General features: G+C 68.8%; 8 protein-coding genes. All 8 read right to left on the bottom strand.

All coding sequences use genetic code 11. The features are described from left to right. Window position 1: 1 nt before the first annotated feature. Genes ABN611_RS08700 through ABN611_RS08665 form a run of 8 tightly spaced genes read right to left on the bottom strand, consistent with a single transcriptional unit; the run spans window position 2 to window position 11,578 of the window. Window positions 2-1,885 (bottom strand): hypothetical protein, encoded by a 1,884-nt coding sequence (locus ABN611_RS08700; protein ID WP_350279294.1) that lies wholly within the window; start codon window positions 1,883-1,885, stop codon window positions 2-4. Further along, entirely contained in the window at window positions 1,876-4,293 is a 2,418-nt protein-coding gene (locus tag ABN611_RS08695; protein ID WP_350279293.1) for a glycoside hydrolase family 2 TIM barrel-domain containing protein, read from the bottom strand. The genes ABN611_RS08700 and ABN611_RS08695 overlap by 10 nt, the downstream gene beginning before the upstream one ends. Window position 4,294: 1 nt before the next feature. Continuing rightward, window positions 4,295-6,757, bottom strand: coding sequence for a glycoside hydrolase family 38 C-terminal domain-containing protein (locus ABN611_RS08690; RefSeq protein ID WP_350279292.1), 2,463 nt, complete (start codon window positions 6,755-6,757; stop codon window positions 4,295-4,297). Then, a complete protein-coding gene (locus tag ABN611_RS08685) occupies window positions 6,754-7,350 on the bottom strand; it encodes an SIS domain-containing protein (RefSeq protein WP_350279291.1) in 597 nt (198 codons plus the stop codon). The genes ABN611_RS08690 and ABN611_RS08685 overlap by 4 nt, the downstream gene beginning before the upstream one ends. Further along, window positions 7,347-8,336: an ROK family protein gene (locus tag ABN611_RS08680; protein WP_350279290.1), complete on the bottom strand. Its 990-nt coding sequence runs from the start codon at window positions 8,334-8,336 to the stop codon at window positions 7,347-7,349. Before ABN611_RS08680 ends, ABN611_RS08685 begins: the two co-directional genes overlap by 4 nt. A gap of 2 nt (window positions 8,337-8,338) precedes the next feature. Beyond that, on the bottom strand, window positions 8,339-9,169 hold the full coding sequence (locus ABN611_RS08675) for a carbohydrate ABC transporter permease (RefSeq protein WP_350279289.1): 831 nt from the start codon (window positions 9,167-9,169) through the stop codon (window positions 8,339-8,341). Continuing rightward, window positions 9,169-10,203 carry a sugar ABC transporter permease gene (locus ABN611_RS08670; RefSeq protein ID WP_350279288.1) on the bottom strand — a complete coding sequence of 345 codons (1,035 nt, stop codon included), beginning with the start codon at window positions 10,201-10,203 and terminating at the stop codon, window positions 9,169-9,171. The genes ABN611_RS08675 and ABN611_RS08670 overlap by 1 nt, the downstream gene beginning before the upstream one ends. 4 nt (window positions 10,204-10,207) lie before the next feature. Then, complete coding sequence (locus ABN611_RS08665) at window positions 10,208-11,578, bottom strand: hypothetical protein (protein WP_350279287.1); 1,371 nt, start codon at window positions 11,576-11,578, stop codon at window positions 10,208-10,210. Window positions 11,579-11,714 lie beyond the last annotated feature (136 nt).

The raw sequence follows: 11,714 nt of genomic DNA, 5'->3' as shown, positions 1-11,714 counted from the left end.
CTCACCAGTCGAGCGCGGTCAGGGCGGGGTTGGTGAGGGCTTCTTCGGTGGCTAGGAGGAGGACGCCTATGCACCAGGCGTGGGAGAGGGTGAGGAGTGCTCCGGGTGGGCCGAAGCAGGTGGTTTGGTAGTAGCGTTCGGTGAGCATTCCGCGGCGGGCGTTGAAGTCGCCGTCGTGGCGGGCGATGAACTGGCGCGCGAATCTGAGGTGTTCGGCGGCGGAGGTCGCGTAGCTGGGGTCGCCGGTGAGGGTGGAGAGGGTGACCAGTTCGGTGGTGCAGATCAGGCCGTAGTTGTGCAGGTGCTGGTTGGACGGGCTCGCCTGGTCCGCGCCGCGGCTGCGGAAGCCGTATGCGCCGAGGATGGTCTCGGGCCCGAACTGCACGTCGTAGCTGTAACGGAACGTCAGCATCCAGTCGGCGGCGTGGCGGGCGAGCGTCAGCCATTCGTCGGACGGGTCGACCCGGTGCAGGCCGACGTACGCGAACAAGGCGGCGTACCCGTCCTCGGACGTCGGTGCGAGGTCGACGTCCTCGGGGGCGCCGCAGAGCGTCTCGTCGCGGACGAAGGAGGCGTAGTACCGGCCTCCGCGGCGTGCTGACGAAAGGAATCGTTCGTCGCCGAACAGTTCGTAGGCTTCCGCCATCGCGCCGACCCAGGTCAGGCCGGCTGCTCCGAGCCGGGAGAGCACTTCGCCGGTCTCGTAGTGGTACAGGCTTCCGAAGTTGCCCTCGGCATCTTGTGCGGCGAGCGCGAATTCGAGGTTGCTGAGTGCCGCCGTACGCCAGGCCGGATGGTCGATCGGCTCCACGGCGAGGGCCCGGAGCGTGAAGAGCGTTGCTTCCGCCAGCGTGCGGGCGTGCAGTCCGCCGGGTACGGGCGTCCATGACTGCTTCCAGCCGTTGTCCGCGTACCAGGTGCCGTAGTAGGTGCCGGTCGGTGTCAGGTTGGCGGTGATGTGGTCGATCACCGCCGTACCGGCCTCGATGTACGACGGATTGCCGACGCGGCGGCCGTGGCGTAGGAGCGCGTGTGCGTACGGGATGCCGCTGACCCAGGCGACGTGCATCGCGAGCCGGTCGCCGCGGTCGCCGAGGTCGCCGGCGAGTTCGCGGTCGAAGAGGGCGGTTTCGATGAGTACGGCGGGGTTCTCGCGGTAGTGCCATCGCCAGAGGCCGTACGCCGTCAGTTTGGCGGCCTCGGCGACGTCGACCCAGGGTTCGACCGGCGGGTGGGCGGCGCGCTCGCGGTCTCGTAGCACTTGGAGCACTGGTGCATAACTGTGGCGGTCCGGCGGCAGGGTCCACAGGCTGGCGTGGATCTCGTGGCGCTCGCCCGGCTCCCAGCGATGGCAGTCGGCTAGTGCGTCGACGCCATGCGGTTCGCCGATGTAGCTGAAAGGCTCCTCGCGGTACGGCAACGAGATCCAGATGGCCGCCGGGTGATCCGGCCCGGCGCCGAAGCCGAGCCCGGTGAGACCGAGCGAAGTGTTGGCGCCGACGGACAACCCCACGCCGCCCTCCGAACCCCACGCGAAGACCGCCGGCGTCGCGGCCCGATCCGCCCGGAACGCCCACCGTTCAGCAACCAACTGCTCCGCGTCGAACTCACCCGCCGCATACCGCGGATAGATCCGCCCACACGCCGGATCCCGATTCGCACCGTAGAACAACCCAGGAATCAGCCAGTACGGCGCTCGTGCGGACGGTACGGCGAGCTGGAGGCGGATGCGGGCTTCCGTGGGGGTGGTGCCGGTGTAGTGGACTTGGAGGTGTACGGCCCGCTCCTGGACGCTGATGGGTGTGATGTCGAGGGTTATGTGCCAGTTGGGGGACGGTGGGATTGGTGTGCCGTTGGGGGCTTCGAGGGTTGCGTTCAGGTGCATCGGGGGTGCCTTTCGGCGGGATGTAGGCCGAGGCCGTCGACGGTGATCAGGTGCTCAGCGGCGGTGCCCTGCCAGTTGATGGCGACGGTGCGTTCCTCGCCGGGGAGTAGGACGAAGCCGCTGTCCGATACCTGCAACCATCCGGCGGTGTCACCTTGCAGCGGGCGCGCGTCGCGGATGCGGACGAACGGTGCCACCGGACCCGACAGGTGTTGCACCCGCAACGTGTCACCGCTCAGCGAAGCCTCCACCTCGATCCGATGGTCGAGCAGCTCTCCCAGATCGTCAGCACCGGTGAGGATGTAGCGGCGCTCGGCCCGCACCTCACCAGCCGTCAGCTCCAGATCCACGACGAACGGGCCAGAAGGCGTCGCAGCACGCAGCTCGCCGGTAAAGGCCACCGGGTCCGAGACGTCCTTGAACGTCACCGCGGCCAGCTCCGCGCCGCCAAAGCTCAGAAGGCGGGCAGTGACGGTCGCCGGCGGGAGTGGATTGTCGGAGTGGAACCACAGCGGCAGTCGAAGCTCGTCGAAACCAGCCCACGACTGCCGCGCACACACCGCACCCACCAGCACCGGGCGATAAGCGGCAGCCACCCCGAAGTACACCGGTTTCGGTTCCCCGGCGTGCGTGACGGCCGACGTACACCACGCGTTCGGATACGGCTCGTTGAACTGCCACGGCAGCGTCCCTACACACCCCGGCCACCGTCGCCGATGCGCCTCCACCGCGTACTGGAGCCCGTCACGCTGCAGGAACTGACTCGCCAACCCGAGCGTCCCCAAGTCCCGGATCCGGCCACCGAACGCCGACTGGACCAGCGCCTCGTTGTTCCACCAGCGCCCCAGATGGTCCCAGACCGGTCGCCCGCGCGTCGGCAACCGTCGCTCCGGTTCCGGCACCACCTGGGCGAGAGTCCGTGGCATCGTCATCCCCTCGACGCCGAATTCGCTCAGCAGCTGCGCGGTCCCCGCGTCGTACAACCCATAGTGATCGCGCAGTCCTTGGTGCTCCCAAGGACCATGTACGTCGTGCTGGTCATCCGGTGCCTGCCGGATCAGCTCGAGCCGGTTCAGAAAGGCAGGACCCGTAGGCGACGTCGGCAACCACAGCCGGTCGGGATCGAGTCGCCGTACGACATCCTCCAAAGCCCGCAACACCGGCGCGTCGTTGAGCGGCTCGCCCTCGCCGGCCTGCAGTTCGTTGCCCCCGCCCCAGATCGCGAGCGACGGGTGGTGCCGCAGCCGCGGCACGATCTCCTCGGCCTGCGCACGCATCATCGCGACGAACTCATCGTCGTCGGCCGGCGTCGACGAGATCCCCGAGCTCGACTGCGAGAACTCCTGCCACACCAACAGCCCCCGCCGGTCGCACTCGGCGTAGAACTCCGGCGTCTCGATCAGCCCGCCACCCCACACGCGCAGCAGATTGACCCCGGCGTCGACCGCGAGGTCCAGCAGCCGCCGGAGCCGGTCCGGTCGCGGTACGCCGTAGCTGAGGTCGAGCGGCACCCAGTTCCAGCCCTTGGCGAAGATCCGCCGCCCGTTCACCTCGATCCCGTACGACGCCGCGTCGTCCGCAACCCGGAAGAACCGCAACGAACGAAACCCGACGTCCAGCTCACGCCGATCGCTCACCACACCGTCGGAGTAGACAGTCGCAGTCAGCCGATAGAGGTACGGCGTGCCGCACCCGTTCGGCCACCACAGCCGGGGATCCTGCACCGTCAGCGCCCGGTCCCCGGTCGCGACCACGGCCCCATCGGCATCCGCCAACACAAGCTCCACCGGCTCGTTGGCGACGATCCCGTCCGGGCCAACGACAAGTGACGGGACCCGGACCGCTCCCGTCAGTTCGATATAAGCCGCCTGCCAGATGCCTTGATGAACAAGCCGCGGGCAGAAGTCCCAGCCGTACGTCATCCGCGACTTGTGCACCCGGACCCGCCCGGTCTCGCCGACCTGCGGCTCGCTCACCGGCGCCGGTTCCACGACAACCACCAGCGTGTGCTCCGCCGAAGCCCGCAACAGCGAGGTGACGTCGAACCGCCCGGCGACGAACATCCCGTCCACCCGCCCCAGTTCCACCCCGTCGAGGTAGACAAAGGCGCTGTGGTCGACCCCGTCCAGACACAAGTACGCCTGCCGGTCGAGCGGTGGATCCAACCGGATTTCGTGTCGATAGACCCAGTGCCGTTCGGACACCCACTCGATCGCCCGCGTGTTCAGCCCGACGTACGGATCCGGTACGACGTTCGCCCGCCACAGGTCGTCGACAACGCTGCCGGGCACTCGCGCCGGCAGCCACGCGTCAGGTTCGCGCAGCGGGCCCCAGACGCGGTGATGCCGCCACTCGTCGCCGAGGAAGCCCCGGACCTTCCAGGGCGCCCGGTCGAGAGGTACCCGCATCTCACACGCTCGTGACCGGCGGCGGCGCGGCCGGATCCCACTCCAGCAGGTCGACTTCCGTGACATCGCCGTCGGCCGGGATCCGCAGCGTCTTCACCTCGTGCGGCGTGAAGGCAGTCTCGATCGACCGGCCGAGCAGCGCCAGGTCGATCGTCACCTCCGCAGCACGCCCGGCCGTTTCGTAGGCGCGGACGACGGTCGCCCCATCGTTGCCCTCGGCACGTTTCAGCACCGAGACGACGACGTTGTCGGCGCCGCTCACGGTCACGTATGACTGCGACGGCGGCAGCGGGCCGGGGTGGAAGCACTCGATCAGCGGCGTCACCGGCTGGTTGAGCTCGGCCGCCCGCCGGACCACGCCGGCCGCCCGCCAGTCCCCGCCATGCGGCACGAGACGGTAGGTGAACCGCTGGATGCCCTGGTCGAGGTACTCGTACACGCCGTCGTCGTCCAGCTGCCACGGGTCGTGCCAGGCGTAGACGGGCGAGCGCACCGCCGTCATCGCCAGCACGGACCGGCCGGCGGTCGTGCCGTCGACGGCGAACGAGTACTTCCCGTCGTTGAGCAGCGCGACGCCGCCGTTCGGACCCGAGATGTCGGCCCAGGCGTGCGACGGCACCTCTTCGCGATTCTGCTCGCGCTCCAGGTGCCCGTACGGGATCTCGTGCGTCGCCACCGACTGCTGCAGCGCGAACGGGAAGCACAGTTTCAGCGACTTCAGCTGCTCGCGCCAGTCCATCGTGACCCGCACCTCGACGGCCTCCGACCCCGCGTCCAGGACGAACTCCTCGACGAGCCGCGAGCGCCCGTACGTCGACTCGACCCGGATCAGCTGCCGCACCGGCCCGTCCGCGAGGCGCCGTACCCGCTGCACCTTGAAGGCGTCGACGGTCTTCCAGAGCGACCGTACGCCGTGACTCCAGGTGTCTGTGTCGTCGTCGATCACCTGCGCGTGCGCCACGCCGGACGCCAGGAGGTTCGGACCGCCGGCCGTCGCCAGCGACTTCAACCAACCGGTCGTCGGGTCGACCTCGGCCTGCACCACCCCGTTGTCGAGCACCAGCCCTTCGCTGGTCGGCCTGCCGAGGTGGTACGACGGCTGCTCGCCGGTCCGCATCGTGTACAGCTGATAGCCGAGCGGCGGAACCGTCGCCGTGAAAGCGACCCGGCGACGTCCGCCCGCGGTCGCGGCCGATCGGACCTCCTGGACGTCGAGCACCCGGCCGTCGAGGCCTTCGCGGAGCTCGATCGCCCCGCGCATCGGCGCGGGATAGCCGAGCTCGAGTTCCACCGTCGACGTGACAGGCCACGTATGCGGGTTGAACACCGCCACCGGCACCATCATCTCTTCCGCCGGGATATCGATCTGCCGCGCGATCGACTGGATCGAACGGTTCGCCAACCGCGCCGCGATCGACTTCGCCTCACCCAGCTGGTCGCGCGCGTCGTCGTACGCCGGCTCGATCGCGGTGCCGGCCGCGATGTCGTGGAACTGGTTGAAGATGACCTGCTTCCACGCGTGCCCGAGCTCCGTGGTCGCGTCCGGCATGCCGCTGACCGTCGCCGCGATCGTCGTCCACTTCTCGGCGGCGAGCAGCGCCTGCTCGGCCAGCCGGTTCTGGCGCTTCACGCCGGAATGCGCGGCGTAGCAGCCGATGGCGTGCGGCTGCAGCTCGGTGGGGTGCACCGGGATCCCGTCGAAGGTCCGCGCCTCGTCGAAGAACCGGCGCATCGTCGACGGGAACATCTCCGGGTACAGGTCCCGCTCGGCGAGCTGCTTGATCGACTCGATGTTCTCGATCGTCGGGCCGCCGCCGTGGTTGCCGACGCCGTAGAACACCATCAGTGGTTCGGTGGTCACCGGCAACTGCTGCAGCGCCTTCGTGACGTGCCCGGTGATCTCGCCGCGCGGCGAGCAGTACTCGTGCGGGATCCGGTACGCCAGCACGCGCGAGCCGTCCGGGGCCTGCCACCAGAACTTCTGGCCGGGCAGCTCGCGTTCGTGCGCCTGCGGCCGGAGGAACGCGTACGAGTCCAGGCGCGCCTTGCTGAGCAGCTGCGGCAGGTTCGCGTTGTGACCGAACGGGTCGACGTTGCACCCGACGGTCGCGATCACACCCAGGTGCTCGGCGAGCCAGTGCTGCGAGTACAGCGCGTGCCGGACGAACGCCTCACCGCCGGGCAGGTTGCAGTCGGGCTCCACCCACCAGCCGCCGACGATCTCGAAGCGGCCCTCCGCGACGCGCTTGCGGATCCGCTCGAAGAGCTCCGGGTCGTGCTCGGCGATCCAGCTGAAGTACGCGACCGAGTCAGCGGTGAAGACGTAGTCCGGATACTCCTCCATCCGGTCCAGCGCGGAGCGGAACGTGGCACGCACCTCCTGGTATCCCTCCTGCCACTGCCAGAGCCACACCGCGTCGATGTGGGCGTTGCCGATCATGTGCAGCGGACCGCGCTGGGTCATGAAGTCTCCAAAGCAGTGTCGAAGGCCCAGCGGTCGACGAGTTCGCTGACCAGGTGCAGGGCGAGGACGTGCATTTCCTGGATCCGGGCGGTTTCCTCGGCCGGTACGACGACCGCGAGGTCGGCGGCGGCCGCGAGGTCGTGGCCGCGGACCGATGTGAACGCGACCGAGCAGGCCCCGTTGGCGCGGGCCGCCGCGAGGCCCTTGACCACCGTAGGCGACGTGCCGGACGTGCTGAACCCGACGACCATGTCCTGAGGCCGCGCGAGCGCGGTGACCTGCCGCGCGAACACGTCGTCGTACCCGTAGTCGTTCCCGATGCAGCTGACGACCGCGGCGTCGCCGATCAGCGCGACCGCGGGCAACGGCCGCCGCTCCCGCAGGTACCGTCCGATCAGCTCGCCCGCGAGATGCTGCGCGTCGGCCGCGGACCCGCCGTTGCCGAACGTGTACAGCACACCGCCGGCCGCCAGCCGCCGGATGAGTTCGTCGGCCACCGCCTGCACCTGGGGCAGCTGGGCGCGCATCGCCGCGGCCACCTCCGAGTGCCGGTCCAGTTGGCCGTCGAGCAGCCCTTCGAGTCGTGTGGTCACGATTCCCCCAACCGCTCGTAGGCGATCGCCGCCGCGCCGAGTACGCCGACCGCGTCACCGTGCTTGCTCAGTACGACGTCACAGGCGCGCGCCGCCGGTGGCATCGCCTGCCGCAGCGCGGCCGCGCGCACCGGATCGAGCAGCTGCGCACCCGCACGGGTCACGCCACCGCCGAGGACGACGAGTTGCGGCTCGCAGACGTTGATCAGGACGGCGACCATCCGCCCGAGCATCGCGGTCGTCTCGTCCCACACGGCCCGCGCGACCGGATCGCCCGCCCGCGCGTGCTCCGCGACATCCTTCGCGGTGATGGCCAGGCCGACGAGCGTGGAGTCGGTCCCCGCGACCGCCTCGGCGGCCCGGCGCGCGATCGACGTACCGGAGACGTACGCCTCCGCGCAGCCGCGGGCGCCACAGCCGCACTGGCGGCCCTGCCAGTCGACCACCACGTGACCGAGCTCGCCGCCCTGCCGGGCCGCGCCGCGAAACAGCTTGCCGGAAGCAACGATTCCGCCGCCGAAGCCGGTGGACACCGTCAGGTAGACGAGACTCTCCACACCCCAGCCGCCCCAGCGGTACTCACCCAGCGCCGCCGCGGTCGCGTCGTTCTCGACGTACGTCGGCAGCCCGAAACGCTCGGCGACGAGCCGCCCGAGCGGCACCGAGTCCCAGCCGGGAAGGCCCGGGGGACCCAGGATCACGCCGGTCTCGGGGTCGAGCGGACCACCGCAGCCGACCCCGACCGCGGCGAACGGCGCGGCGGATCCACCGGCCGGGTCCGCGCCGAGCGTCCCGACCGGCAGGCCGGCCTCGGCCGCCGCCTGCTCGCCGAGGTCGAGCAGGCGTTTGACGACGGCGGTGGCGCCTTCGCCCACCGCGGTCTCGATCTGGCAGAAGGACCGCACGGTGCCGTCGCGGGCGACGACGCCGGCGGCCAACTTGGTGCCGCCGACGTCGAGGGCGAGGACGGGCTGCTGCTGGGTCACACTCAGCCTTTCTGCGCGGTCGTGGCCACGCCGTCGAGGATGTAGCGCTGACCGAAGGCGAACAGCACGATCATCGGCACCACGGCGATCACGCTGGCGGCCACCGCGATCTCCCACTCGTAGTGGCCCGAGAGGGCGAAGGCGTCGATGATCTGCTTCAGGCCGCGCGGCATCGTGAAGTACTCCGGGGTCTGCAGGTAGATCAGGGGTTTCATCAGGTCCGACCAGCTCGCCTTGAACTCGAAGACGAACACGATCACCAGGGCCGGCCGGCAGAGCGGGAACGCGATCCTCCGGAACAGACCGAAGTACCCGCAGCCGTCCACCCGGGCGGCCTCGAAGAGTTCGCGCGGGATGCCGAGGAAGAACTGCCGTAACAGGAAGATGTAGAACGCGGAGCCGAACAGGTTCTGCGCCCAGAGCGGGATCTGGGTGTCGATCATGCCGAGCTGGTTCCAGATCAGGTAGACCGGGATCATCGTCACCGCGCCGGGCAGCATCATCGTCGACAGTACGACGCCGAACAGCAGGTTCCGGCCGCGGAACCGGAAGTACGCGAAGCCGAAGGCGACCAGGGCACTGGACAGCGTGACGGCCGCGGCCGCCATGAAACCGACGGTCAGCGAGTTCGTCAGCCAGCGCAGCACCGGCGCGGTCTCCCAGACCCGCACGTAGTTGGACGGCTGGAAGACCTCCGGGATCAGCCGGTTGTCGAACACCTGCGACCGCGGCTTGAGCGACGCCGACACCAGCCACACCAACGGGTAGACGAACGCGAACGTCGCCAAGGTCAGGAAGGCGAAGAACGGCAGGCGTTTCCAGGGGATGACCATCAGCGCTCCCCGTGGTAGTAGACGTAGCGGTTACCGATCCGGACCTGCAGGAACGTGATCAGCAGGATGATCACGAACAACAGCCACGCCATCGCCGAGGCGAAGCCCATCTTGAAGAACTGGAAGGCGTTCTGGAACAGGTAGACCATGTAGACCAGCGACTCCTCCGACGCCGAGGCCTTCTGCTGCGGGCCGTAGAACATCGTGTATGCCTGGTCGAACATCTGCATCGCGGCGATCGTGTTCGTGATCACGGTGAAGAACAGCGCACCGGAGATCATCGGGATCGTGATCCGGAACAGCCGCGTCACCGGTCCCGCGCCGTCCAGCTCGGCGGCCTCGTACAGCTGCTTGGGTACGCCGTTCAGCGCCGCGAGGTAGATGACCACCGTGCCGCCGAGGGTCCACAGGCTGACGATCGCGAGCGACGGTTTCAGCCAGTTCGGATCAGCGGTCCAGTTCGGGCCGTTGATCCCGATCCAGCCGAGCACCTTGTTGACCAGGCCTTGCTGACCGTTGAGCAGCAGCAGGAACATCGCCGCCGCGGCGACCGCGGGCGTCATCTCCGGAAGGTAGAACGCGGTCCGGAAGAAGCCGCCGGCGCGGCCGACGCGCTGCAGCATCAGGGCCAGGAACAGCGCGACGATCGTGCCGATCGGGACGAACATCGCGGCGTACACGAAGGTGTTGCTGAGCGACTTGAGGACCCGCGGGTCGTCGAACAGCTCCCGGTAGTTCTCCAGGCCGACGGCGCGCGGCGCCTGGATCATCTGGTAGTCGGTGAACGAGAGCACCAGGCTGGCGATCATCGGCCCCGCGGTGAAGATCAGGAACCCGAGCACCCACGGCAGCACGAACAGCCAGCCGGCCCGGTCCTCCTGCTTGGCGAGCGGACTGCGCCGTGGCCGACCGGCGCGGCGCCCGCCGCCCCCGGGTGCCGCGCCGTTCCCGCCGCCCGGAACCTCGGGGCCCGGCGGCGCGCCGACGTCCTGCGACGCGGCCGGCGCCGATCCCGGCGTACTGGTGGTCGCCATGCCGTCAGCCCTGGCCGGCCTTGTCGAAGGCGGCCTTCGCCTCGCTCTGCGCCTGGTCGAGCGCGGCCTGCGGGGTGGCGGAACCGGCCAGCGCCTTGCCGACCGCGTTCTTCCAGGCGGCGTCGATCTCCGCGCCCGCCGCCGACGGGTTCAGCGACTTCGCCTTGTCGAGGACGTCGTAGTAGTTCTTGATCGCGGCGTCGAAGCCGGCGTCACCGGTCGGCTTGAGGTACTTCGCCTTGATCTCCTCGTCGGCCTTCTTGTTGCCGGTGAACAGGCCGGTGAAGAAGCTCTTGTCCTTCGCCACGGTCTGCATCCGCGCCTCGGCGGCCTTGTGCCAGGTCTCCAGCGAGGTCAGCGTCTTCGCCCACTGGCAGGCCGCGTTCGCGTTCTTCGCGCCCTTCGGGACCACCCAGGCGGAGCCGCCGATGGTGCTGATCGGCTGGCCCTGGCGATCGGTGAACGGCGTCGACTGCAGTTTCAGGCCGTTCGCCCGGGCGTCCCGCAGGACGTTCACGTACCAGTTCTCGATCGGGAACGCGGCCAGCTGGTCCTTGGTGAACTGGTTCTTCTCGCCGAACAGGTCGAAGGTGTCCCGGAAGGTCTTGAAGTTCGCCCAGCCGCCCTGGGCGTTGATCAGCTTGATCGTGAACTGCAGCGCCTCGACCGCCTTCGGGTCGTTGAGGTTCGGCTCGCCGCCGGGCTTCACCAGTCCGGCGCCGTTGGCCATCGCCCAGAGCGGGAAGAAGTCCGGCATCTTCGGGTCGTACCCGATCCGGGCCGGGCGGCCGTTCTTCGCCTTGTAGAGCTTCTTGGCGGTTGCCTCGAGCTTGTCCCAGTCGGCGGTCTGGATGTCGGCGACCGCGACACCGGCCGAGGTCAGCGCGGTCTCGCTGATCAGGTTCGTCGAGACCGTGTAGAACTCCGGGATGCCGTAGGTCTTGTCCTTGAGCTTGACCTCGTTCATCGCGGCTTCGCGATACTGTGTGGTATCGATTCCAGCATTCTTGATGCAGTCGTCCAGCGGCTGGATCGCGCCCTTCGCCGCATAGGTCCCGATCAGGTTGCGGGCCATGTACACGACGTCCGGCGGGTTGCCGCTGGAGACCGCGGTGAGGAACTGCTGGGCGTCGAAGTCGCCCTTGTTGTTCTTCACCGTGACGCCGGGAAAGGCGGTCTTGAAGGCGGTGATCCGGGACTGGGCGACCTCGTCCTCACCGCTGAAACCCATGACGTTGAGCGTTCCCGACGGCGTCGCGGCGGCCGACCCCTGGTCGTCGCTCCCGCCGGAGTCGCTCTTGTTCCCGACGCCGGCGCACGCCGACAGGGCCAGCGTGCCGGCGACCAACACCACGGGAAGGCGCAGGTGCTTCATCGCGTTGCTCCTAACCTCGACAGGGGACGAGCGGAGGGAATGTGGTATCGATGCCACATTCGATTGCAGGCACCGTATGTGTGACTTTCTTCCGGCGTCAAGGTGTCAGGCAGGGGCTTGTGGACAAGAGTCCGAA

This window comes from Kribbella sp. HUAS MG21, assembly GCF_040254265.1.
In the GTDB taxonomy this organism is placed as follows: Bacteria; Actinomycetota; Actinomycetes; order Propionibacteriales; family Kribbellaceae; genus Kribbella.
Note: the sequence above shows the minus strand (reverse complement) of the source record. Positions and strands in the feature narration are given on the sequence as shown.